18 protein-coding genes and 1 pseudogene are annotated in these 25,255 nt (G+C 57.5%); 11 read left to right on the top strand and 8 right to left on the bottom strand.

Features of this window, described 5'->3' with window-relative positions; all coding sequences use genetic code 11:
• Positions 1-108: 108 nt before the first annotated feature.
• The 5 genes from sufU to sufC are packed head-to-tail and all read right to left on the bottom strand — an operon-like array spanning position 109 to position 5,354.
• A complete protein-coding gene (sufU, locus tag AAAX77_RS09245; RefSeq protein ID WP_349105964.1) occupies positions 109-543 on the bottom strand; it encodes a Fe-S cluster assembly sulfur transfer protein SufU in 435 nt (144 codons plus the stop codon).
• Entirely contained in the window at positions 536-1,861 is a 1,326-nt protein-coding gene (locus tag AAAX77_RS09240) for a SufS family cysteine desulfurase (RefSeq protein ID WP_349105962.1), read from the bottom strand. Before AAAX77_RS09240 ends, sufU begins: the two co-directional genes overlap by 8 nt.
• Positions 1,858-3,129, bottom strand: a complete 1,272-nt coding sequence (locus AAAX77_RS09235) for a SufD family Fe-S cluster assembly protein (protein ID WP_349105961.1) — start codon at positions 3,127-3,129, stop codon at positions 1,858-1,860. Before AAAX77_RS09235 ends, AAAX77_RS09240 begins: the two co-directional genes overlap by 4 nt.
• The gene (gene sufB, locus AAAX77_RS09230) at positions 3,129-4,541 is read right to left on the bottom strand and encodes a Fe-S cluster assembly protein SufB (RefSeq protein ID WP_349105959.1); all 1,413 of its coding nucleotides are present in this window, start codon (positions 4,539-4,541) and stop codon (positions 3,129-3,131) included. Before sufB ends, AAAX77_RS09235 begins: the two co-directional genes overlap by 1 nt.
• 12 nt (positions 4,542-4,553) lie before the next feature.
• Complete coding sequence (gene sufC, locus AAAX77_RS09225; RefSeq protein ID WP_349105957.1) at positions 4,554-5,354, bottom strand: Fe-S cluster assembly ATPase SufC; 801 nt, start codon at positions 5,352-5,354, stop codon at positions 4,554-4,556.
• A 224-nt stretch (positions 5,355-5,578) separates the two neighbouring features.
• Here sufC and AAAX77_RS09220 point away from each other — a divergent pair, with 224 nt between their 5' ends.
• From AAAX77_RS09220 to AAAX77_RS09210, 3 genes are all read left to right on the top strand, one after another.
• On the top strand, positions 5,579-6,010 hold the full coding sequence (locus AAAX77_RS09220; protein ID WP_055310594.1) for an Rrf2 family transcriptional regulator: 432 nt from the start codon (positions 5,579-5,581) through the stop codon (positions 6,008-6,010).
• A 139-nt stretch (positions 6,011-6,149) separates the two neighbouring features.
• Positions 6,150-7,970 (top strand): hypothetical protein, encoded by a 1,821-nt coding sequence (locus AAAX77_RS09215; protein WP_349105955.1) that lies wholly within the window; start codon positions 6,150-6,152, stop codon positions 7,968-7,970.
• A gap of 203 nt (positions 7,971-8,173) precedes the next feature.
• A complete protein-coding gene (locus AAAX77_RS09210; RefSeq protein WP_349105953.1) occupies positions 8,174-9,970 on the top strand; it encodes an AAA family ATPase in 1,797 nt (598 codons plus the stop codon).
• Positions 9,971-9,994: 24 nt separating this feature from the next.
• Here AAAX77_RS09210 and AAAX77_RS09205 read toward each other — a convergent pair whose 3' ends face one another.
• Positions 9,995-11,014, bottom strand: coding sequence for a glycosyltransferase (locus tag AAAX77_RS09205; protein WP_349105952.1), 1,020 nt, complete (start codon positions 11,012-11,014; stop codon positions 9,995-9,997).
• A gap of 256 nt (positions 11,015-11,270) precedes the next feature.
• Here AAAX77_RS09205 and AAAX77_RS09200 point away from each other — a divergent pair, with 256 nt between their 5' ends.
• The 5 genes from AAAX77_RS09200 to AAAX77_RS09180 all read left to right on the top strand — a co-directional run bounded on the left by AAAX77_RS09200 (position 11,271) and on the right by AAAX77_RS09180 (position 18,181).
• Positions 11,271-12,374 carry a glycosyltransferase gene (locus tag AAAX77_RS09200; protein ID WP_349105949.1) on the top strand — a complete coding sequence of 368 codons (1,104 nt, stop codon included), beginning with the start codon at positions 11,271-11,273 and terminating at the stop codon, positions 12,372-12,374.
• 6 nt (positions 12,375-12,380) lie between these two features.
• Positions 12,381-13,421, top strand: coding sequence for a glycosyltransferase family 2 protein (locus AAAX77_RS09195; RefSeq protein ID WP_260698889.1), 1,041 nt, complete (start codon positions 12,381-12,383; stop codon positions 13,419-13,421).
• A 74-nt stretch (positions 13,422-13,495) separates the two neighbouring features.
• On the top strand, positions 13,496-14,614 hold the full coding sequence (locus AAAX77_RS09190) for a glycosyltransferase family 2 protein (protein WP_349105947.1): 1,119 nt from the start codon (positions 13,496-13,498) through the stop codon (positions 14,612-14,614).
• 12 nt (positions 14,615-14,626) lie between these two features.
• The gene (locus AAAX77_RS09185) at positions 14,627-15,694 is read left to right on the top strand and encodes a glycosyltransferase (protein WP_349105946.1); all 1,068 of its coding nucleotides are present in this window, start codon (positions 14,627-14,629) and stop codon (positions 15,692-15,694) included.
• Positions 15,695-18,181 carry a glycosyltransferase family 2 protein gene (locus AAAX77_RS09180; RefSeq protein WP_349105943.1) on the top strand — a complete coding sequence of 829 codons (2,487 nt, stop codon included), beginning with the start codon at positions 15,695-15,697 and terminating at the stop codon, positions 18,179-18,181.
• Here AAAX77_RS09180 and AAAX77_RS09175 read toward each other — a convergent pair.
• Positions 18,178-19,155, bottom strand: a complete 978-nt coding sequence (locus AAAX77_RS09175; protein WP_161194746.1) for a translation initiation factor 2 — start codon at positions 19,153-19,155, stop codon at positions 18,178-18,180. The two genes, AAAX77_RS09180 and AAAX77_RS09175, sit on opposite strands and share 4 nt — an antisense overlap.
• Positions 19,155-19,604 carry a DUF4869 domain-containing protein gene (locus AAAX77_RS09170; protein ID WP_035138642.1) on the bottom strand — a complete coding sequence of 150 codons (450 nt, stop codon included), beginning with the start codon at positions 19,602-19,604 and terminating at the stop codon, positions 19,155-19,157. The genes AAAX77_RS09175 and AAAX77_RS09170 overlap by 1 nt, the downstream gene beginning before the upstream one ends.
• A 360-nt stretch (positions 19,605-19,964) precedes the next feature.
• Between AAAX77_RS09170 and AAAX77_RS09165 the strand changes: the two genes are divergently transcribed.
• From AAAX77_RS09165 to AAAX77_RS09155, 3 genes and pseudogenes are all read left to right on the top strand, one after another.
• Complete coding sequence (locus AAAX77_RS09165; RefSeq protein WP_349105941.1) at positions 19,965-21,185, top strand: hypothetical protein; 1,221 nt, start codon at positions 19,965-19,967, stop codon at positions 21,183-21,185.
• Between the two features lie 80 nt (positions 21,186-21,265).
• Positions 21,266-23,476, top strand: coding sequence for a hypothetical protein (locus AAAX77_RS09160; RefSeq protein WP_349105940.1), 2,211 nt, complete (start codon positions 21,266-21,268; stop codon positions 23,474-23,476).
• Between the two features lie 1,046 nt (positions 23,477-24,522).
• Positions 24,523-25,255, top strand: a pseudogene (locus tag AAAX77_RS09155) (hypothetical protein); the annotation flags it as partial.

The following is a 25,255-nucleotide window of genomic DNA, read 5'->3' as shown; positions in this document are numbered from 1 at the left end:
ACGGGGCGCCGGACGCGCGGACTTTGTGCGTTCGCGCTCATTAGGTAAAAACAGAGCCGCCCGTATCGGGCGGCTCGGCAATCAAAAACCTTGGATTCGGGGCATAAACTACTGGTTTGTTTGCCCCTCGAGCATGCCGTCGAGGGTGCGCCAGGCGAGCTCGGCGCATTTGACGCGGGCGGGCATGTGCGAGATGTCCTGGAGCTGGGCGGCCTCGTCCAGATCTTCCAGGTCCTCCTCGGAGAGCTGTTCGCCGCGGATCATGGCGAGGAAGAGCCCTGCCAAGCGACGCGCTTCCTCGACGGTCTCGCCGGTGATGAGGTCGGCCATGATGTCGGCACTGGCCTGACTGATGGCGCAGCCGTGGCCGGTAAAGGAGGCCTCCTCGATCACGCCGCTCTCGACGCGCAGCTGCAAGGTGAGCTCGTCGCCGCAGCTGGGGTTGATGCCGTCGTGCTCGTGTGTGGGAGCATCCATCTCGTACTTATAGTCGGGGTGCGAGTTATGCTCCATAAATGTGGTAGAGGTGTACAGATTACCCATTGAACGTGCTCCAAACGTGATGCAGGCCGGCGATGAACTTGTCGATGTCGGCCTTGTCGTTGTAGAAGGCCACGCTGGCGCGGCAGCAGGCGAGGTTCTCGACGCCCAGCCAGGTGAGTAGCGGCTGCGCGCAGTGGTGGCCGGCACGGATGCACACGCCGTCCATGTCCATGATGCTCGCGACGTCGTGCGGGTGGATGCCCTTGACGTTAAAGCTCACAACGCCGTGGTGGTTGTCCCAATAGATGGAGCCGATGATCTGGACAAAGTCGAGCTGCATGAGCTCGCCCATCAGGTAGTGGACGAGTGCCTGCTCGCGTGCCTGGATGTTCTCGTAACCCACCGTGTTGACCAGGTAGTCGAGTGCCGCACCCGTGGCGAAGATGCCGGCGGCGTCCTGTGTGCCGGCCTCGAATTTCTCGGGAACGGGCGCCCAGACGGCGTCCTGCTCGGTGACAGAGTCGATCATTTCGCCGCCGGTGAGCATGGGCGGCATGGCGTTGAGCAGGTCCATCTTGCCCCACAGCACGCCGATGCCCATAGGGCCCATGGCCTTGTGTGCGCTAAAGGCAAAGAAGTCGGCTCCCAGGTCGGCCACATCGACCGGCATGTGCGGCAGCGACTGCGCACCGTCGACGACCAGGTAGCCGCCGTACTTGTGCACGAGTTTGCCGAGGTTCTTGACCGGGTTCTCGACGCCCAGCACGTTGGAGACCTGGCCCACGGCCAGGATCTTGGTCTTGGGACCAACCTTGGCAAGAACTTCCTCGGTGGTGAGCTGGCCGGTCTTGGTGGGGTAGAGGTAGACGAGCTTGGCGCCGGTCTCGCGGCAGACCTGCTGCCACGGAATCAGGTTGGAGTGGTGCTCCATGATGGTAATGACGACCTCGTCACCGGGCTCGAGCACCGTTGGCGCAAAGCTCTTGGCGACCAGGTTGAGCGACTCGCTCGTGTTGCGGGTGAAGACGACCTCGTTGGCCCGGGGGGCGCCGATGAGGTTGGCAATCTGCTGGCGCACCTTCGCGATGGCCTCGGTGGCCTCGACGGACAGCGAGTACAGGCCGCGCAGGGGGTTGGCGTTCATGCGCTGATAGAAGTCGCGCTCGGCGTCGAGCACACAGGCAGGGCGCTGCGCGGTGGCGGCGCTATCGAGGAAGGCGATCTCGGGGTGCTGCTGGAAGAGCGGGAAATGCGCCTTGTAGGGGTTGGTCTCGATGTCTACGGTGGGCCAGCCGCGCGAAGCCTCGTCGCTGGCGTCGAGCTCCATGGGCTCGGGGGCAGTGCAGGTATCGCATTTAACGTGCTCGGTGTCGATCATGCGAGCTCCTCTTCAAAGTTGTCGATCAGGTTGTTGCCCAAGCGGACGACGGCGGCGCGGGTGCGCTCGTCGGTCGCGGAAAGCGCGGCGTCCTCCAGCTTGGCGCGGATGAACAGGTCCTCGGCGGCATTTTGGTCAAGGCCGCGGCAGGCGAGATAGAACAGCTGCTCGTCGCGGACGTGGCCGATGGTAGCGCCGTGGTTGCCGGCGACGTCGTCCTCGTCGCAGAGAATGACGGGAACGGTCTTGTTGTCGACGCCCTTGTTGGCCAAAAGCACCGTCTCGCGCTCGGTGCCGGTTGCACCCTTGCAGCCGTGCACGAGGTCGATGGTGCCGCGGTAGACCTTCTTGGACGTGCCGGTCAGTACGCCGTTGGCGTCGATCTCGCACTCGGTCTTGCGACCGCGGTGGCGCAGCTCGTAGTTAAAGTCGCGCACCTGCTCGCGGGCGCCCAGGTAGTCAGTATCGATGGTGACCTTGGCGGTATCGCCCAGCAGGTCGCCGGCAAGGCCGGTGGCGCTGGCGCCGGCACCCAGGACGGTGTGCTGCACGTTGACGCGCGCACCCTCGTCCAGGAACAGGCCGGTGTCGTCGAGCGCGATCCAGCTATCGTCGAGCGTCTGCGTGCAGGTCACGTTGACGGTGGCGTACTCGTGGGCGCACGCGCGTAGCACGGAGCCCACGACGCCTTGGCCGGCAACGGGGGAGTCCAGGGCTATGCGTAGGTCGAGCGTTGCCTGCGGACGGGCGACGACATCGATGGCGGCGATGGCCGTGGCAGTGTCGACGCCACTCACGCGCACGGTAACCGTGGCGTGCTGGTATGCGGGCACATCGATGAGGATGCGCTTGGTGGCGTGGTCGGCCAAGTAGGTGTAGGCAGCCTCGCCCATGCCGGTCTCGAAGGCTTCAGCAGGGGAGAGCTCCTCCTCGAGCTTGATGGCACCGGCCTGGTAGATGGAGGTGGCGGGCACGTCAAGCTCGGTCTCGGGCGTGATGCGGGCGCGGTCGGCGGCATCGCCAGGGGCGGAGGCGCGGCGCTCGGGGAAGCGCTCGGCCATGGCGTCCATGGCGGCGTCGAACGCGTCTGCCACGCCAGCAAACTGCTCTTCCAAGCCCTCAGCCTCAACGGCCTCGGCGGGAGCGGCGGCAAGCTCGTCAGAGAGCTCGAGCTTGGTCTGGTTCATCTTGAGCCAACCCCAAGTGGCAGCCGGCATCGAATTGACCTGCTCAAGGGTGGTAGCAGCGGTGTTCGTGGTCTGTTTCATTATCCGATCGCTCCTTCCATCTCGAGCTTGATCAGGTTGTTCATCTCGACGGCGTACTCCAGCGGCAGCTCCTTGGAAACCGGGTTGGCAAAGCCGTTGACGATCATGGTACGGGCTTCTTCCTCCGAGATACCGCGGCTCATCAGGTAGAACACCTTGTCGTCGCCGATGCGGCCGATGGTGGCCTCGTGGCCGATGTCGACGTTCTTGGCGCGGATATCCATGGCGGGGATGGTGTCGGAGCGGCTCTGGTCGTCGAGCATCAGCGACTGGCAGCTCACGGTTGCCTTGGAACCCTCCGCCTTGGGCGTGGCCACGATGGAGCTGCGGAAGGTCTGGATGCCTCCGCTCTTGGAGATGCCCTTGGTCTCGACGGTTGCCGAGGTCTCGGGCGCGTTGAGCACGACTTTGCAACCGGTATCGAGGTTCTGGCCGGCGCCGGCAAAGGTGATGCCGGTAAAGCTCGAGCGGGCGCGGCGGCCGTTGAGCACGCTCATGGGGTAGAGGTAGCCCACGTGGCTGCCGAAGGAGCCGCTGATCCACTCGATGTCGCCGTCCTCGTCCACGCGCGCACGCTTGGTGTTGAGGTTGTACATGTTCTTGGACCAGTTCTCGATGGTCGAGTAGCGCAGGTGTGCGCGCTTGCCCACAAAGAGCTCGACGGCGCCGGCGTGGAGGTTTGCCACGTTGTACTTGGGCGCGGAGCAGCCCTCGATAAAGTGCAGGTCGGCGTCGTCCTCGACGATGATGAGCGTGTGCTCAAACTGGCCGGCGCCCTTGGCGTTGAGGCGGAAGTAGCTTTGCAGCGGGAAGTCGAGCTTGGTGCCCTTGGGCACGTAGACAAACGAGCCGCCCGACCACACGGCACCGTGCAGGGCCGCAAACTTGTGGTCGGTAGGCGGGATGAGCGTCATAAACTTCTCGTGGATGAGCGGCTCCCACTGCGGGTCGTGCAGGGCCTCCTCGATGCCGGAGTAGACGATGCCCATCTTGGATGCGGTGTCCTGCATGTTGTGGTAGACGAGCTCGGAGTCGTACTGCGCGCCGACGCCCGCCAGATAGCTGCGCTCGGCCTCGGGGATGCCCAGGCGCTCAAAGGTGTTCTTGATGTCGTCGGGCACCGACTCCCAGTCGTGCTTTTGTTCGGTGTTGGGCTTGACGTAGGTGACGATGTTGTCCATGTCCAGGCCCTCGATGGAGGGACCCCACGTCGGATCCGGGAAGCGGTTAAAGATCTCGAGGGACTTGAGGCGCAGGTCGAGCATCCACTGCGGCTCGTCCTTCTTGGCGCTGATCTCGCGCACGATGTCGGGCGTGATACCGGCGTCGAGGCGCTCGAATCCCTCCTCGCCATAGGTGAAGTCGTAGAGGCTGCGGTCGATGTCCGCGACCTCGGTGCGGTTCTTGGTCATTGCGTCGCCCCTTTACGCCTGCTGCTCGGCAGTGGCGGCCTCGGCCTGGGCGCGCTGCTCGGCGGCCTCGCGCTCGAAGGTCTCAAAGCCGTTCTTGTCGATCCAGGGGATGAGCGAGGCGTCGTCCTCGCGCACGATATGGCCCTTGACCATAACGTGGACGCGGTCGACATCCAGGTGCTCCAGGATGCGCGTGTTGTGCGTGATGATGAGCATGGAGCCGTCACAGCTCTTGCGGTAGGCGTCCATGCCGTGGCTAACGGTGGAAAGGGCGTCGACGTCCAGACCCGAGTCGGTCTCGTCCAGGATGGCGAGCTTGGGCTGCAGCAGCAGAAGCTGGAGCATCTCGACCTTCTTTTTCTCGCCGCCCGAGAAGCCCACGCCCAGCTCGCGGTTGAGGTAAGCAGTGTCCATGTTGAGCTCGGCCGCGAGCTCCTTGACGCGACGGCGGAACTCCTTGCCCTTCATCTCCAGGCCGGGGCGGCCGGCGATGCTGGCGCGCAAAAAGCTCGACAGCGGCACGCCCGGGATCTCGACCGGGGCCTGGAAGCTCAGGAACAGGCCGGCGCGCGAACGTTTGTCGGTGGTGAGCTCGGTGATGTCCTGGCCGTCAAAGACGATGCGGCCGTCGTTGACCGTGTAAACGGGGTCGCCCATGACCAGGTGGCCGAGGGTGGACTTGCCGGCGCCGTTGGGTCCCATCAGCACGTGGGTCTCGCCGGCGGCGACGTTGAGGTTGACGTTGTGGAGGATGGTCTTCTCGTCCACGGAGGCGGTCAGACCCTCGATGGAAAGCAGCGGATTTGCGCTCATGCTGTCCCTCTCTGTATATGGTGTACTCATAGGTGTACTAAACCCTAGGAATCTTCTCGGAATAAAGTTACTATGGGTTCGGCGTTAGTCAAGGGAAAACCCGACTAATCCACTCGACTTTTCAAATTCTGGGACAAAATAACCTGTTGTGTTTGTCCCATTTACTTAAGATTTGGGACAAACAAACCTGGTTATGTTGTCCCAGATGCGATGGGAGGGTAGGTATGCTCATTTCTTCCAAGGGCCGCTATGCCCTCCGGCTGATGATCTATATCGCGGCGCTGGGCGACGCCGAGGGCAAGATCGCCCTGCGCGAGGTCGCCGACCGCGAGCATATCTCACAAAAGTATCTGGAACAGCTGGTTCGTCCGCTTATGAAGGCGGGCCTGCTTAAGAGCGTGCGTGGCAAAGGCGGTGGCTACATGATGGCCAAGGACCCCGCCGAGGTGCGTGCTGGCGACATCCTGCGCGCCGTCGAGGGCAGCACGGCTCCGGTGGCGTGCGATGGCATCGACAACAGCTGCACCCGCAGCGATTTGTGCTCGACCGTCAAGTTCTGGCGCGGCCTGGACGACGTGATCGAAAAGTACGTCGACGGCGTGACGTTGGCCGACCTGGCCGCCGTCCCCGAAATCAACTTTGACATTAAGCTGTAGGTTGAGCGCAATTCCTTAAGATTTCGCGGAGGGTTGTTGCCGTTTACCGAGGGGTTGTTGTGTAACAACGGGCGAGCTGCAATACTGATTTTTATCTTTGCAAACTGAACTTTAACTACACCAATGCAGGGAGGATCTTATGCAGCCCAAGCATTCTGCGATTGTCGCGGGCCTGACGCTGGCGCTTTCGTTTGGTGCCGTTTCCGCGCCGGCACCCGCCGCTGCCGAGGAGCCCATGCCGGGCGTTGCCTCGGATGCCACCGATATCGATAAGGGTCTCTACACCCAGCAGTCCTTCTCGGGCGTGCTGAGGTCGGTCCAGGGTGTTTCGTTTGTCAACGTGACTCCCGAGATGAAGTACTTTACCAAGTACGAGAGCCATGGCAACTACAACCAGGGATTTTCGTATGGTGACGGCTATAACGCACTGGGCTACTATCAGTTTGATCGCCGCTGGTCGCTCATTCCGTTTATGAAGCAGGTTTACAACTACGATTCTGCCAAGTACGGCATGCTCAAAGATGCGATTGATCGCGGCAGCGAGATTTCCAACGCGAGCAATGCCATGTACGAGAACGGCCAATTTACCGAGCTGGGTCGTATCGCGCAAGAGGCTTTCCAGGGTGCTTACAACATCGATCCTGTCGAGTTCTCGGCACTTCAGGACGCCTATGCGTACAACTCTTACTACGCAGTGACCGAGGCGTGGCTCAAGAGCGGCCTGGGCATTGATATTTCGGGCCGTGCCGATTGCGTCAAGGGCATGGTGTGGAGCATTACCAACATGTGCGGCACCGGTGGCTGCAGGGATTTTTTCCGCTGGGCGAATCTTTCCAACGATATGTCCGACCGCGAGTTTGTGACGGCGCTCTCCAATAGCGTGGTCAACAATGTTGCCACCAAGTTTTCAAGTCAGCCCCAGTATCATGAGGGCTGGAAGAATCGTTATAAGAATGAGCTGAAGGACTGTTTGGTTTATATTGCCGAGGACGAGGCCGCTGCCGCTGCGACGCCCGTGCAGCCCGAGCCTACACCGGCGCCCTCGCCGACACCTGATTCGAATGACGACTCGAGTGACGATGCCAACGATGACAGGATGGATGCGCCCTCGACCGATGCTGACGGTAATGGCTCTGCTGGTGGCACTACCAACGACGGCTCTACCTCGAACGGCTCCAATTCGAACGGCTCTGCTGCGGGCGATTCGTCTTCAAGCTCTGCCGGCAATACGGACAGCGACGCTTCTGGTTCGACCGACGCTGACACCTCTAACTCATCCACCGGCTCGAGCGATTCGTCCGTTGACACCGGCTCTAACAACGGCTCTGGCTCTGACGCAACCCCTGATTCCGATGCTTCCAAGGACGACTCGAATAAGGCGCCGGACGCTCCCGTTGCTTCGCCGGACAAGAAGCCTTCTTTCTCCGAGCAGCTTGGTTCTACGCTGGGTTCTTCGCTGATGGCTGGCGTCAATAACGGCTCGGCCCAGAACAAGGACAACTCTGATCAGGCTTCCACGGAAAAGACCGAAGCCGCAAAGGGCGACTCCAAGGATAAGGCTTCCGAGAAGGTTGAATCCGATAAGGGTTCTAGCTCTGATGAGAAGGACGACAAGTCCGCTCAGAAGAAGGACGAGGACAAGAAGTCTGAATCTGAGGAGAAGGACAAGAACAAGGACAAGACCGAGGACGGAAAGCAGCAGGGCGAGGACGGCGGCAAGGGCAACACCGACAACCAGAACCAAGAGCAAAATGACTCCAAGACGGTGACCACTACAACCACGACGACTACAACGACCAAGTCATCTGGCGGTAACATGCCCAAGACGGGCGACCTTATCGTTATGGCGAGCCTTGCCAGTGCAAGCTTGGCCACACTGGGCGCTACGTCTATCGTAAGTGGTAAGCATAAGCTCGATCAGCAGAAGAAAGCTTCTGGGGAGGACGGCTCGGAGGAGTAGCCTCTCGGTTGCCAGATAACTAAAGAATCGGGACGGGGTCCGGTGCGAATGCGTCGGGCCCCGTTTTGTTTTGCAACGATTAGTTATGCCCCCTCACACCTCTTGTTGCTACCGTTGCCCGATATGTTTGCGCGGTGACATCGGTACATGCGATGCGGTCATTACAATTGGCGTCGTGCTGCGATTTAGGGGGGAACGTTTTGGTGCCTGAACAGGCGAATAATGGTTGTGATGCCGGCTTTGGCGTGCGTTTGATCGGCTGTGCCGACGATGCGGCTTTGCCCATTGGCATGCACGACTATGCGGAGGCCCTTGGTTGCTGCATGCTGGTTGACAAGACCATGTTTATTGCCGATATGTTGGACTGCGACGCGTCCGTTGTGGTGTGCTGTCGACCCGAGGGTTTTGGCAAGAGCATGAACTTGTCGATGCTCAGGGCTTTTCTGGAGCGTCCTGCGGTCGGTCGCGCCGGTCGGAGCTCGTTTGCCGATGCTCAGATTTGGGATGCGGACGGCGGGCGTTATCGGGATGAGTACGCTTGCTATCCGGTGATATCGCTGGACTTTTCTGGCGCTGCGAGGCGTGGCGCCGCTGTTGCCGGCGTCGTGCGCGATGCCCTTTCGGGCGAGTGCGCTCGCTTGTTGGCGCTCTTGGAGGCCCCGGATTTAGCTCGAGATAAGGTGCGTCACATCGAACGTGTTGCGCGTGGCGCGGCGAGCGAGGACGAGGTCGCCTCGGTGCTTGGCGTGCTCATTGAGTTGCTGGAGATTGCCTGCGATGAGCAAGTTGTATTGCTCGTTGATGGGTGCGACGCGGCGTGGTTGGGCCGTGCGAGCGCAAGGGGCGCTTCCGGCGCCGATCCGGCGGATCTATTTGATCGCGTGCTTTTCGAGGCCATTGCCACTGGGGGCGATTCGTTGCGGCTGACGTGTCTGATGGGTGAGTGTCCCCGTCCTGCTGAAGTGGCGCTTTCTTTGCATGGCTGCTCGTATTGTCTGACGACGCCGCTTTCGACCTGGTGTGACCGTTGGTTCGGCTTTTCGGATGCCGAGGTCCAGGCTCTGTTGAATCATGCTGGGCGCGAGGAATACCTTGATGATTCGCGTGAATGGCTCGAGGGGTATCGGTTTGGCAGGGCCTATTGCTCGAGTCCAGAGCGTGTGATCGGTTTTCTGGACCGAGGCTGCACGGCGCCTGTGCGTGCCGATCTGTATGGATATGCCGATTGCCTGAGTAGGGTAGTTGCCGGGTGGAATCTCGACCGCCTTTCGGTCTTCTTTGATTTGCTCGAGGCCCATGGGTGCGCTGAGGTCCCGCTTTGTTTGGGCGCTGCAGAGCCAGATGTCTCGCCTGACGATGGCATGTGGACGGCGCTGTATCTGTCCGGTTTCCTGACGACGGATATGATTGAGGAGCCGGAGCATGGTGGTCGTCTCCGTGCTCTGCGGTTGCCCAATAATGAGCTTCGCCAGGCCTTGCGTCTGGTGATTATTGAGTGGTTTGAGTGTGCTGCCGAGGACGTTCGAGACGTCGATGCGTTTCGAGACGGGTTGTGCCGTGGGGAAGAGGGTGCGGTGAGACAGGCGCTAGACCGCATCCTGGGAGATGCGGGAATCGGTGCGACCGACCCAGATGCGTCGCTGTCATATCACCTGCTCTTGCAGGGGCTCTGCTTTGGATTGCCGGGCTATGCCAATCCTGCCTCGAGGCGAAAGTGCGGCACGGATCGCTGGGACATCCAAGTTTTCCCTACGGGTGCTGTGTTTGACGTAGCAGACACGATTGGCATGCTGGACGAGCGCCCGCTGATAACGATTAACTTGATGTATGACCCCGATGTGGATGCGCTGGGTCTGGAATTGCTGGCCGTGCAGTCGCTACTCGACATAGAGCGCGGCGGCATCGACGAAATCCGTGTACCGCGCCCCGGCGTGGGTCGCATGCGCTGGGGGTTCGGTTTTGATGGGCAGCATGTGGCTACGGTGTGCCAGCGGCTTTAAGCGCCGAGGTGTTTCCGGCTTCCGTTACTCGGTGTCCTTCATGGGCGGCATGGGCTTCCAGTCGGGGTCCTTGATGATCTTGCGTGCGTCCTTCATGCCACGGCGTAGCGCCGGAATACCGGTCTTAAAGCACTTGTCGACCGCGGCCAGGCGAATGAACTCCTTGCAGAAGGTCGCGACGTTGCCCAGACGGAACAGCACGGGGTGATAGTCGCCGTAAATCTGCATGTAGCGGGCCAGATAACCGCGGTTGCGCATGATGTAGTAACGGTTGGTGTCGCTCGTAGAGTTGAGCTGGCGCTTGCCGGCGATATCCCAGTTAGAGACGGCGCGGGCGCGCTTGAGCACCACGTCGGCGACCACGGCGGCGGGGAAGTGTTGGCTGGCTACGTAGCCGTAGCAGGCATCGTCGCCGTAGATAAAGAAGCGCGCATCGGGCAGGCCGATCTTGTCGACTACGCGGCGTGAGAACATGCCGCCCTCAAAGCACAGCTGGTTCATGGCGCGGTAGCCCTCGGGTCCCAAGTCCCACTTGGCGACAGGGTTGGGAATGCCGAGCGAAAGGATGAGTTGGTACTGCCAAAAGAAGGCGCCGCCGTCAAAGTCCAGGCGCGAACCCTGGATGACATCGTAGCGGTCGGTCCACTTGGCAAGACGCTTGATGCCTTCGGGGATGACGAGCACGTCGTCGTCCATCACCCAGAACCACTGGGCGCCCAGGTCGTAGGCGCATTTAGTGCCGGCGGAGAAGCCGCCCGCACCGCCGCCGTTTTCGAGCTGCGGGGCGTAGATGACACGGTCGGTGCCGCCCTGCGCGTCGGGCTGCTCGGTGTCGATGCCCCACAGGTTGGCCAGGCGCTCGTTGAATGCGGTGCACATGGCCTCGGTCTCGCGCGAATTCTCGTTATCGACAATCACGATGCGCCAGGGCGTTGCCGTGAGCTCGGTCATAGAGTCGAACAAGTTGGCCAGGAGTTCCTGGCGCTTGTACGTAACGACGACGATGGCGAGCTTATCGATGGGAGCGGGAAGGGTTGAAGGCATGGGGCAATATATCCTTTCACGCGCGGCGGGCGAGCGCTGCACGGAAGCTATCGAATACGTCCTTGGGACTGTCCTATTGTAAAGGCTCGGCGCACCTTAGCGGCAAGCTTTGAATAAAACGCAGGAACCTGCCATGGGCCCGCCGCATGACGTGGGGCTGCTTTGCCCGCAAGAGGCTCCATAGATTATATAAACGCCCGCTGGCGCGCTGACCCTTTGATACCATGAAACGACAGGTATTTCCTAAGGAGCACATTTGTCTACTAACGTCTCTGGCAGCCCTGTTCTGTCGCTGCTTATTCCCATTTACAATGTTCAGCGCTACCTGCGCGAGTGCCTCGATTCCGCCCTGGCGCAGACGCTCAAGGATATTGAGATCATCTGCATTAACGACGGGTCGACCGACAACTCGCCGGCGATTATCCGCGAGTATATGGAGCGCGATAGGCGCGTCAAGATGATCGACAAGGCCAACAGCGGCTACGGCGACTCGATGAACCACGGCCTGGAGATGGCGCGTGGCAAGTACGTTGGCATCTTGGAGTCCGATGACTTTATGGCGTCCGACGCACTCGAAAAGCTTGTCTCGGCCGCCGATAGCAATAATGCCGACTTTGCGAAGGCGAACTTTGATTTCTACTGGTCTAAGCCCGAGGAGCGCCGTTCACTGCACGAGATGTTTAGACCTCAGGATTGCGGCAAGCCGGTGCACCCGAGCGATACGACGCAGTTCTTTAAGCAAAAGCCGTCGATTTGGTCGGCCGTGTACCGTCGTGATTTTCTTGAGCGCAACGGCATTAAGTTCCTGCCGACTCCGGGGGCATCCTTTCAGGACACGTCATTCGCCTTTAAGGTGATCGCGTGTGCCGATAAGGCTGTTTACCTGCATGATGCCGTGTTGTCGTATCGCCAGGACAACGAGAGTTCCTCGGTCAATTCTTCGGCTAAGGTCTTTTGCGTCAATTCCGAGTATGCCGAGATTGAGCGTTGGATTCGAGAGGATTATGCCCGCGACCACGCAAGTGATGACGTCGCGCGCATGCTCAAGTTCAATCAGCTCATTAAGTACGATTCGTACATGTGGAACTACGTGCGCCTGGCGCCCAAGTTCTATAAGGAGTTCCTGGTGCAGATGGCCAAGGAATTTCAGGCGGCCTTGGACGCCGGGGACTTTTCGCTTGACGACCTCAAGCCGTGGAAGCGCGCAAATCTCGCTGCCATCCTCAAAGATCCTGAGGGCTGGGTTGACGAGCATCCGAGTTTTGCGACGGATGGTGCCTTGGGGCGTGCTAAGTATTACGCCTCGGTTGGAGGCCCAGGCGTGGTTGCCGCCTTCCTCATCGAATCGCTGAGGGGGTAGGTCGGCATGGGAGAGGCCTCGTGTCCTAAAGCTACCATTGTCGTCCCCGTTTACAACTCTGCGCGCTCCATTCAGCGATGCCTCGATTCGCTGTTGGCCCAGTCCGAGCGCTCGATTCAGGTTGTCTGCGTCAACGACGGTTCGACTGATGATTCGTTGAACGTGTTGCGCCAGATCGCGCAGGCCGACGATCGCGTACTGGTGATTGACCAGGAAAACGCGGGCGTCTCATGCGCTCGAAATGCCGGTATCGATGCCGCCGAGGGTGAGACCGTCTTTTTTGTGGACGCCGACGATTACATCGATGCCCAGACGGTCAAGCGCGTGCTGCATGCCATGGAGTCTGCAGATGCCGAGGCCGCCGTCTTTGGCGGCGTCTGTGAACCTGCTGATGCTGCCCCCAAACGCATCCAGCAACTCATGAGCCCCAAAGCTGGTACCTTCGGCGCCCGTGATCCCCAACTGCTGTTCCATTCGAATGCGCAGCCCTATGCCTGCCGCGCGGCTTTTTCGCGCGAGCTGCTCAATCGCGAAGGTATTCGCTTCGCCCCCGGTTTGGCTTTGGGCGAGGACGTCGTCTTCCAATTTGCGGCTTATGCGCTTGCCCGCAAGACCGTCGTCATGCCGGACAAGTTCTACCACTACGTGATGGAGAGTGAATCGGCGACGCACGAGTTCAACAGTGCCGAGGCTCGCGCCAAAAAGCTTGACGCCCACATGAGGATGCTCGAGGAGGTCTTGGAGGACTGGGCGGCCTACGGTCTTTTGGACCTGTGCCCCGGCGAGCTGATAACTTGGTTTTTGGACCTAATTGTGTTCGACCTGGCGCGCTTGGATGCCGATGACTTCCATCACGTGGTGGCTCGCGTCAACATGGACCTTACGACGTTTTTGGGAACGGAGTGGGCGGATATGCCTGCTAAGGGCGCCGTTTGCCGTGTTGCCCAGAAGCTCGTTGCGGCGACCTCGGGCGTTTCGATGGCAGACGCCACGCTGTTCTATCTTTCGACTCGCGGTCTCAAAGCCTGCCTGGAGCGCTTTATCTAATTCCAAGCGCTGCCGCCCGCCGCAACTCGGCTGCTAAAATAACCCTGTTACACGCTATCCAACAGGAGGTTCTCTTGCAGAACTCTGATACCCCTAAAGTTTCGCTGCTTGTTCCCATCTGCAATGTTGAGCGCTACCTGCGCGAGTGCCTCGATTCCGCCGTTGCGCAGACGCTCAAGGACATCGAGATTATCTGTATCAATGACGGCTCAACCGATAGCTCGCCAGATATCATCCGCGAGTACATGGAGCGCGACTCCCGTGTAAAGATGATCGACAAGGCCAACAGCGGCTACGGTGACTCGATGAACCGCGGCCTGGAGATGGCGCGCGGCGAGTACGTGGGCATCCTTGAGTCCGACGACTTTATGTTTGAGGATTCGCTCCAAAAGCTGGTCGCCAAGGCCGATGCTGAGCATGCCGATGTGGTGAAGGGCGACTTTTACCTGTATTGGTCCACGCCCAGCGAGCGCCGTGAGCTGTTTGGGATCATCGACGAGCATATGACGGGCGCCGCGTATCGCCCTGTCGATCGCCCGGGCATCTTCTACCGCAAACCTTCCATTTGGTCGGCTATCTATCGGCGCGAGTTCCTCAACGACAATCAGATTCGGTTCCTTCCCACGCCGGGTGCCTCGTATCAGGATGCAGGCTTTAACTTTAAGGTTTGGGCTTGCGCCGAGCGCGCCGCGTTTATTGCGGACCCCATTTTGTGCTATCGCCAAGATAACGAGAAGAGCTCCGTTAATTCGCCCAACAAGGTGTTTTGCGTTTGCGACGAATATGCCGAGATGCAGCGCTTTTTGGACGATCGTCCCGAGCTCAAGGCTCAGCTCCAGGGCATTTTAATGCGCATGAAGGTCGATACGTACCGTTGGAATGATGAGCGTCTGGTCGATGAGCTGCGTGGGCAGTTTTGGGAGAAGGCTTCACCCGAGCTCAAGGCCGACTGGGATGCCGGTCGCTTTGACCTGTCGCTGTTTGATCCACGCGGCGAGACCGATTTGCGCCTGATGGTCAAGTCGCCCCGCGCCTATATCGATTCGCGCTTTGACTTTAAGAAGCCGGGCAAGCTCAATACGTTTAAGCATTACTTTAAGATTGGCGGCCTGCCGCTGGTCAAGCGCGTGCTGACGTATCAGCGCACCTACGGCGACAACCCGCACCCCGATGACGTTCCGGCCGCACAGTAGGAGCGAGTGACTATGGCTACCCCCAAGATTTCCGTTGTCGTTCCCATCTATAAAGTGGAGGAGTGTCTGGCCTGGTGCTTGGACTCCCTGCTTGCGCAGGACATGCCCGATTGGGAAGGCGTGCTGGTTAACGATGGCTCGCCGGACGGTTCGCGCGATATTGCGGCTGCCTATTGCGAAAAGGACGCGCGCTTTACGCTGGTCGATAAGCTCAACGGCGGCCTGTCGAGTGCACGTAATGCAGGCATCGCCGCGTCCACGGCGCCTATCGTCGCGTTCTTGGATTCCGACGACCGATTTACGCCCGATGCGTGCCGTGTGATCGTAGATGCCTTTGAGCGCGAAGGCTGCGACGTTTTGACCTTTGGCGCGAACCCGTATCCGCTGGAGGCGGGGTATCCGTGGCTTAACTATGTGCTGAGCCCGCGCGATGTGTCGTTTGAAGGCTATAACTCTGACTTGCTGTTTAAGGAAGCATCTCGCCCCTTTGCATGGCGCACCGTCTGCAAGCGTGAGTTTTTGCTGGGCAACGGGATCGTGTTCGACGAAACCGTTAAGTACGGCGAGGACCAGGTCTTCGATTTTGCCGTGTACGGTCGTTCGCACAAGACCGCGCTTATCTCGAACAAGCTGTATGACTACCGCGTGGCGCGCAAGGGTTCGCTCATGGACACCATGCGCTACGACGACGAGACACGTCTGCTGGAGCACGTGAAGATTTACTCCGCGGTGCTGGCTGACTGGCGGCGCGACGGTCTCGATGCTCAGCATGCCGATGACCTGGCGTACTTCCTCTGCGATCTGGTGCTGTACGATGCGCTCAGGTTGCTGGGTTCGGACTGCGGCAAGGTGTTTGCTGCCGTTGTCACGGCGCTCGCCGGCTCTGCCGTGGGCAGCGTTGCTGCGCTCGCACAATGCGCTCCTTCTGTTGCTGTTATGGTGCGTGCGGCGCTTACCAGCAAGACCCCCAATGCCCGCGAGTGCAAAAAGCTCATGTTCGATTACGACGTCTTGAGGTTTGGGCGCCTGGGTGCCTGCAAACGCATGGCAGCGAACGCCCTGGGAAAGCGAGAGGTGTAGATGAGTATCAAGCGTTTGGCGCTTTGCCGCAGTCAGGGCCGTCTATTTGTGCTGCTTCGTTTTGCCGGTCAGGATGTCGCCGCGCTTATTGAGCGGGAGGGTTCTCGGTCGTTTGCCCATGCGACGACGAGCGGTTCTTGTGTGCCGTCGCTAGTGCTTCCGGTCGATCATGGCCGTGTGCTGGCGCTTTGCCCTTCCGTTGCCGATTACGAGCGCGAGCTTGCCGTCTTGGTGCTTCCGTTTTTGGATGGCTCTGCGATCGACGCTGCATTTGTGTCCGGTGGCCAAAAGCTTGGCTCCATTCGCCTCGATAGCTGCGTGGCCAAGCTGGAATCCAAGATTAACTACAAAGCAAAGCCTGCGATGTGTGCACTCGTTCGCGATGCACAGCGCGGCGAGTGCTGCGGTCGCTATGAGATCGATGCTGTTCGTTATTTACCGGCAGACGCCGGCGCGGTGTGGCGCTATGAGGTTACCTGGGATGGAGACCTCCAGTGCACACCTGAGCTCCAGATTTTCGATACGCATATGAATGCCATCGATGTCACCGTGCATGTGTTTGAATCGCAGGTCGATGTGCCGCAGCAGGACGGATGCCGCGTCAATAAAACGTATCTGAGCGTTGAGATGCCTCAGGATATACGAGATTTTGTCACGATTGTGAGCGATCCCACAGAGCAGATCCAGAGCGGGTTTTGCGCCATGGATGGTCGCCTGTACAACGGCATGGTCGATGACAGTTGGAACCGCATGAAGGACGCGCGTGCGGACGACGCAGCCTATCGACGTTGGTTTGAGCAGCATCGCGCAAAGCCGGGCGATTTGGCGTGCCAGCGTGTCGCTTCGGCGGCCTTTGCCTATAGACCTCTCGTGAGCATTGTGGTGCCGTGCTATAAAACTGATCGGGTCTACCTGCGCGAGCTGCTGGACTCGGTGCTAGCCCAGAGCTATGACAACTGGGAATTGCTGCTTATGGACGCCTCGCCCGAATGGGATGCGGTGGTCAATCTTGCGGCTGCCGCCAATGACGAGCGGGTTCGTCGTATTGAGCTGCCTGGCAACGGCGGCATTGTGCTCAACACCAACGCAGGTATTGAGCAAGCGACGGGCGACTACATCGCGTTCTTGGACCACGATGACATCTTGGAACCGGACGCGCTATTCCACTATGTTGCCGCGCTGAATAAGGCGGCCGAGGGCGAGCGTCCCCAAGTCCTGTTCTGCGACGAGGACATGTTCCAGAAAGTAGGAGAGTGGGGCCAGCCGGTCTTTAAGACGCAGATCAACGTCGACCTGCTCTATAGCCATAACTGCGTGACGCATTTCCTGATGGTGGAGAAGGCGCTAATCGATCACATTGGCATGTCGCCAGAAGATGTCGCGGGTGCCCAGGACTACGACCTGACGCTTCGCTGCCTTTCGGCGGGCGCACGGTTTGAGCATGTTGCGCACGTGCTGTATCACTGGCGCGTTCATCCGGGGTCGACCGCCGATGGCTCTGCCGATAGCAAGCCGTATGCTATTGAAGCCGGGCGCCTTGCGCTGCAGCGTCACTTTAACGAGCTGGGCATTTGCGGAACGGTCGAGGAGACCGAGACGCCGTTTGTCTATCGCATGCGCTATGCGCTGCCGGAGCCTGCGCCGCTGGTGAGCATTGTGATTCCCACCAAGGACCACGTTGAGACGCTCGATGCCTGTGTGATGTCGATTGCCCAGAAGGCCACGTATGCCAACTATGAGATCGTCTTGGTGGAGAACAGCAGCGAAGCCCCGGATACGTTTGCGTATTACGAAACCCTGCCGGAACGCGTGGCTTCAGCATCAGAAGGCAAGGGCATCGCGCGCGTTGTGTACTGGTCGGGCGAGTTCAATTACTCTCAGATCATCAATTTTGGTGTGGAGCACGCTAAGGGCGTCTACCTGCTGCTGCTCAACAACGATACCGAGGTTATAAGCCCGGACTTTATCGAAGAGATGATGAGCTATCTGCAGCGTCCCGATGCGGGCGTGGTGGGCGCCAAACTCTACTTTGCCGATCATCTTGTTCAACACGCTGGCATTTTGGTTGGCGTGCGCGGCGCACTTGCCCATGCCAACCAGGACTTCTCGGCAAAGCGCGAGGGCTATCTTGCCCGTGCTGTGCGCCCGGGCAACTTTAGCGCCGTAACGGGCGCCTGCCAGATGGTGCGACGCGACGTATTTGAGCAGGTCGGAGGCTATAACGAGGAATTCGCCGTCGGCTTTAACGACGCAGACTTTTGCCTTCGCGTGTGGGAGGCCGGCTACCGCACCATCTTTACGCCCTATGCCGAGCTGTATCACTACGAGTTCACCTCGCGCGGTAGGGAAGAGGCCAACGAGGAAAAGCTGCGCCGCTGGAAGCGCGAGCAGGCACTGTTCATGCGGCGCTGGCCTGAGTTCTTCCTCGATGGCGACCCGTGGCTCGGACCAAACCTATCCTCCGACAGTGAGTACTTCTCGTTTTAGTGCGAAGTAATGCCAAGTTCCGGCAAAGTATCTTCAAGAGCCGCAAGAGCGGTGGGGTTCAAGTACTCCTCGTTCAAGCAGCTCTTGTCATATCGAAAACGTGTGTCTCGTGAGCATTCGATGAGTTCTGCAGTAAAGAACTTCTCCCAGCTAAAGAACTTTGAGCTTTCGATATGTTCAGCGGGGTTAAGCAGCATGTCCTTAATGTGTTTGCTGTTGAATAATCCCGACTTCAACACGAGCCATTCAAACGATTCCGGTAGGAATAGCTTGATGTTCTTTCGGCGCAATAGAGCAGCTGCTTCCGCAATTTCTGGTCCAAAGGCGGCGCCGTCGGCAATCACGAGGATGTCGTTTTCCGGTGCGTCCATAATGCAGTTGCAAATGTTTGATTTTCCTCCCGCGCTGATGCACTTAATGCTGCTCTTTTTGCATAGCAAACTGAAGAATTCGTAGCCCGAATTTGTGTCCTCGACGATGACAAGCTCGGGCCTCTCGCCTCTAAAATCAGTATCACCGTAAATACGATATGTAGAGGTGTAGACACGAGAGTAAACGGGATACTTCGTTGTGGTTCGGTTGGTGTTCTTAAGACCGTAGATTTCATCAACGCTATAGGGCAGTTGACGCAGTGACTCTCTGGCGACGATTACGTAGTAGTTTGAGCTACGTTTTGCTTCATGGGCAAATTCTCTTGATCGAACAAAAGTATTGCCCTCATCAATAAAAACAATACTGCTGGAAATTTCTTGGAGATCTCTGCGCCAATATTTTCCAGATATTGTTTTACAGGGCACTTTGCAACTTACTGTTACGCCGCTTTGTGCCCCAAGATCTTCGTGAGCTGCCACCATTTCAAGCAAAGTTGTCTTGCCTGTAGCACTGTTGCCTTGGATGATGGTCAGATTTCGATTGATGGTCAGTTTAAACTGAACCCGGTTATTTTGAATAGTTACCTTGTATGATCCGCGCATCAGGAGTTCTCCCTTAGGCATTTTCCAGCTATGGGGACAAGGTCAAACATCGTGTGAACGACATCGCCTGTGTTCGCAATGGCAGCCGTGAATTTGCCGTTTCCGAAATCCATTAAATGGTAGAGATTGATTGTTAGATCCTTTTGCGCGGCGATCCTCAGAATCCAGTAGGCGCAATTATCACCGCAATTTGAGGCGTTATATATATTCTGCGGCATAAAGTACATAAGCAGTAGTGTTTTGGTGCCGCTGGATAGTTTCTCGGGAGGAATGACGCCTAGAATCTTGGTATCGATTGCATTGGGGCCTACCACGGTGCCTTTATCGATGGATTTAATGACTCTTTGGGCAAAGGAGTCTTGAAACCACTGGGGCGAATAGACGTTATCGAAGTAAACCGACGTGTTGTAGATAACGTTTTCCATATCACCATAGTGAATTGTTAGCACGTTAGCTCCTTCGGCTTGCTGATTTGGCATTTAGTGAGATTGATTATATCGCAGCACATTAGGCGGGCGTTATCGGCCCGCGGTAGATGTGATTGATGACCAAGGTTTGTATTTTGTTGCTTTATTAATCAGTTCACTCGTTTAATCAGTTCGTTCATGCGCTAAGTTTGCCTTAGAAGCTATTTAGCGTAACGGTTGAGGTGTGGCGACTCATATTTAAATTGCAGTCACAAAGACACCTTTTATCGATTTCCCGTTGAAATACTGAATTGATAGTTTAAAAATAACTTAAGAGAGCCTTAAATCTCGGAAAAAGGATGTCGTATGAAAAACCTTCGAGAAAGATGGCACGGACTAACAGTGCTGGGAGTTGTTGCATTTGCCGCTGCCTGCATGACGGTTGCCCCGGCGCCCTCATTTGCTGATATTGCTGGCGGTGGCGGAGGCGGTGGACCGATTACGGAATGGTGTTCCGACGGTCGTCCGAAGACTGGACTCGTTCGGTGCGAGGACGGCAACCTTCGCTATTTCGATCCCGAAACTGGCGCCATGGTCACGAACCAGTGGCATAACGAATACGAAGCTGTTTGGTACTATTTTGGCGCTGACGGGATCGCGGTGTCGGGCTGGCAGTCTATCGGTGGGGACAAGTATTACTTCTACCCCGAAAGCCATGATATGGCATACGGCCGAGTTCAGATTGACGGCAAGAACTACTTCCTGAACACCCCTGGTGCCAACGCCGATGGCCGCATGCAGCATAGCGGCTGGCTCTATGACTCCATCTATGGAAAGTGGTTCTATGCGACCTCCAGTGGCGAACTGCTGACCGGTTGGCATAATATCGGTGGAACTTGGTATTATTTCGACGAGTATGGTGTCATGCTGACCGGCTGGATCAACGTTTCGGGGACGTGGTACTACGCCAACGCTTCCGGTGCGATGGCCACTGGCTGGCTCAACATCGGCGGTACGTGGTACTACCTCGACGGCTCGGGCGCCATGGTCGCTAACAGCTGGCGCAGCCTCGGCGGCTCCTGGTACTGGTTCGGCGACTCCGGTACAATGGCCACTGGGTGGTTCTTGGCAGGCGGCTCTTGGTACTATGCGAGCGGTTCGGGCGCCATGGCAACCGGCTGGCTCAGCAATGGCGGCACGTGGTATTGGCTCGGAGGTTCGGGCGCTATGGCCTCTAACTCTTGGGCTAACGTTGGTGGAGTTTGGTACTGGTTCGACGATTCCGGCGCGATGGCCACCGGCTGGCGTCAGGTCGGCGGCGCCTGGTACTACTTTAGCGGTTCCGGCGCTATGGCCCACGACGCCTGGGTCGGCGACTACTACCTCCGGTCTTCCGGTGCCATGGCTACGAATGCCTGGGTTGGCTCCTACTATGTCGGCGAGGACGGCAAGTGGATTCCGGGCTACGGTTTAGTTTGGTACAAGAGCGGTAGCCATGTTTACCATACGCATAAATGCCGTACCGTTGGCAAGGACGCAAAGGGCTATTCGCAGATCTCTATCCAGGAGGCCCAGAGGCGTGGCGCTTCACGAGAGTGCAAAAACTGCCAGCAAATTGGCTAGTACAATACTGGGCTAGTTTTGATTGAGGCCCCGTTGCCCTGAAGCGACGGGGCCGCTGCGTGATTGGATGCTGTGCTGCTATGAAGAAATGGTCATTCGGAGTGCTGGCTTTTTCGGGCCTCATTTCTTTTGGGCTCCTTTTGGGTTCGCCTTCGATGTTATACGCCCTTGATTCGAATAACATTGACGAAGGTCCCGCATCTAACGTTGCCATTGCTTCTGTCGAGTCAGGTGTTGATGTTCAGCGCGAATCGGCCTTCGCCGTTGAGCAGAACTCTCAGGTGGATAATGAGGTCTCTTCTGAGGTTTCGAATCAAATTATTTGGCATCAAGGATGGATATCGCCCGAAGAGGGGGCTGGTTTTTGGCGTTGGGGCTTGTCTGACGGAACAGTCGCTGTTTCTTCTTGGAGACATATAAACGGTAGCTGGTATTGGTTCGACGACGAAGGTCGAATGGCTCAGGATGGGTTGGTTCAAGTCGGGGGTGCGACTTATGGATTCTCCTCTTCGGGTGCAATGCGTGTCGGCTGGTACCTAGATTCTACGGGCTCCACTTCTGCTTGGCGTTATTTCTCCGGTTCTGGCGCCATGTTAAAAGGCTGGCTTTCAGACGGCAACAACTGGTATTGGCTGGATGATGAAGGCAAGATGGTCCACGACTCGATGCTGCAGATCGGGGGAGCCACGTATGGATTCTCCTCTTCTGGCGCAATGCTTATCGGATGGCATCTTGATGCTTCCGTTTGGCATTATTTCTCCGGCTCTGGCGCCCTGGTAAAGGGCTGGCTCTCGGATGGGGGCCGTTGGTATTGGCTTGATCCTGCGGACGGTTCTATGGCCACCGGGCTGAATGCATGCAATGGAACCCCTTATATCTTTAACGGATCGGGGGCCATGCTCTCCTCCCAGTGGGCGCTTATTGACAACAACTGGTATTACGCTGACTCCAACGGCTTGCTGCATGGAGGTTGGTTGCTTCTAGGGAATTCTTGGTATTACCTGGATCCAGGAAGCCATATTATGCTCACGGGCTTTGTGCGAGTGGGTACAACCTCCTATTTCCTTACGAGTTCAGGTGCCATGGCAACAGGCTGGGCACTTGCTGATGATACTTGGTATTACGCCGCATCAAACGGAGCTATTCAACGAGGGCGATGGATAAAGTCCGGAAGCGCCTGGTATTACCTTGATGATGTATCCGGCGCAATGCGTACTGGTGAATATACGGTAGGCGACACGCGCTATTATTCTTATGATTCCGGTGCGATGGCATCTTCGTGCTGGATTAACTTGAGCGACGGTATGTCATGGGCGAATTCGTCTGGAGCGCTGAGCGAGCCGTTGCCTGCTTCATCTGATGGATCTCCCGTAATCGCTGATCGTGCCGACTTGTCTTCATTGCCAGGTACAATTCATATTGGAGACGCGGTTTTCTATGCGGACGCAAACGGTGTCGTTAATGTGGCATCTGGTTGGATTATGCCGAATGACGCTTCTGACGAAAACGACAATACTTGGTACTACGCATCTTCCAATGGTGTCCTTAAGTCTGGTTGGCAATATGTCAACGGTGCGTGGTATTGGATGGATCCTTCCACATTCAAGATGAAAACTGGATGGCTTAATGACGGCGGTACGTGGTACTGGCTCCAGCCATCGGGCGCCATGTTTGCTAATGGGTGGCTGAAAATCGATGGCGTTGACTACTACTTCAATGCAAGTGGTGCATGGTTGAATACGTCTGGTTCTGTTTTGGGGGTCAATAGGTCCAGTCTGGTCAATTGGCTTATGAGCCACGAAAACGACGGCTATTACCGTGGAACACGCTATGATACGCATCTTAGCCAAGAAACATGTATGTATCCAAAGGGTGATCCTCGTTGGGACGGGTATACCGGTATGAACTGCGGCGGATTTGTATCGCATGCATATATGAAAGCGGGCGGGAATTTAGCTCCCATTGCCGCCGAGCAGAGTCATTCCCCTTGGAGTGGAGGTCCCGGAAGGGGCGGCTGCGTAAACGCTTATCGTTGGTACGGCTACGCTATCGATACGTGCGCGAACGTGACTTATTTCAATTCTATTGATGAGTTACTGCGTAGTGGTTTGGCTCGTAAGGGGGACATTGTGTTCTTTAATCCTTACAACCCATATGCGGACGATAGCCACATTGGCTTTTTCTGGGGCAATTCGCCGAGCGAAAATTTGTTCTGGCATAGTGATGGTTATGGAAATCGCATCTCCGGTTTGACCGCTTTGGGCCCATCGAAAGTAATACTGATTCGTTAGAATTCCGAGTTGTAGGGGACTCTCTGGGCCCCCTACCTTTTTTGACATCTGGTTTGAAAGTTTATTTGAAGTCGGTATTCTTGGGGGCAAGAGGAGGGGGCAATGAGCCTGCGGGTTCAACCCTGCCGGTAAGTTCTTCTTTTCTTTGCAGCATTGCGCCCAACTATTTATTGTCCTAGATGGCATCTTGTCCTGTTAGATGTTCGGGAATCTTTCATAGCTATGCTGTAAGCTAGACGCAATCAAGAGCGAATGACGAGGTTTACATGAACAAACATTTTAAGTTGTTTTCGGCATTGTTGGTGCTGATGCTCCTTGCGCCCGTTTCTATGTTTGTATGCCCTGCGGATGCAGGGGCTGCTCAGACTCTGGTTGAGAATTCTTGGCGTTATGAGGGTGGACAATTAGTTTCAGATGATGCTTCTTCCGAAGAAGACGGAATAGCTTTATTGTCTATGGACACTCTTCCCGATGGGGTTACAGCTCAGGGCATTGACGTCAGCGAGCACCAAGGGCGTATTGATTGGGACGCAGTTAAAGCTTCTGGCATCGATTTCGCTATTCTGCGCGTTGGGTTTGGCGCTCCGTCTTTCGGCGGTCGAATTGACTATCAATTTAATCGAAATATTTCTGAGTGCGAGCGACTCGGAATTCCCTACGGCGTCTATGTCTATTCATATGCTTTTGATAATCAACAGGCAGCCGATGAGGCGTCCATGGTGATTGACTGCCTATCGGGGCACAATCCTAGGCTACCGGTGTATTACGATCTTGAGGACAAGACAATTATTGCAGATGGTCGTCAATCCGGAATTGCATCTAGAGCTCAGACATTCTGTAATAAGATTTCTAGTGCTGGATATAAGCCAGGCATTTATGCAAACCTAAATTGGTTTAACAATATATTGACCGACCCTGTATTTAAGAGCGGTTCTTGGGATCATTGGATTGCTCAATACAACTCCCAATGTCACTATACCGGCAGTTACAGCTTTTGGCAGTATACAAGCCGCGGAAAAGTTTCTGGTATTAGCGGAAACGTTGATATGAATTACGCGTATGTTGATGTCTCTCTTTATTACTGGCAGTTAAAAGAGGGCACTTGGTATTACGCAACCTCTGACGGCAAAGCGTATACCGGATGGTTGCGCCAGGGCGGAGCCTGGTATTGGCTCGACCCCGACGCGGGCGGTGTAATGGCCACCGGCCTTCACGAGTGCAACGGCTCCCTGTACTGGTTTAATTCGTCCGGCGCGATGGCGACCGGGTGGGTCCTCGACGGCGGTACCTGGTACTACGCGACTGGCTCCGGCGCGCTGGCGCGCGGCCCCGTTTCCGTCGGCGGCGTGCCCTACTGCTTCGACGCCCGGACGGGGGCCATGCTGACGGGCTACCAGACGGACGCGCAGGGCGTCCGCCGCTACTTCGGCAGCTGCGGTCCCCTTAACGGCTGGGGCCTCGTCGACGGCTCCTGGTACTGGTTCGCTGACGGTATCGCCTCGACTGGCTGGCTTTACACCGGCGGCTCCTGGTACTGGCTCGACCCCGACGCGGGCGGTGTAATGGCCACCGGCCTTCACGAGTGCAACGGCTCCCTGTACTGGTTTAATTCGTCCGGCGCGATGGCGACCGGGTGGGTCCTCGACGGCGGTACCTGGTACTACGCGACTGGCTCCGGCGCGCTGGCGCGCGGCCCCGTTTCCGTCGGCGGCGTGCCCTACTGCTTCGACGCCCGGACGGGGGCCATGCTGACGGGCTACCAGACGGACGCGCAGGGCG

Origin of the sequence: Collinsella sp. CLA-ER-H6 (assembly GCF_040092305.1) — a bacterium.
Classification (GTDB): domain Bacteria; phylum Actinomycetota; class Coriobacteriia; order Coriobacteriales; family Coriobacteriaceae; genus Collinsella.
This window is presented reverse-complemented; position numbering and strand designations above follow the sequence as displayed.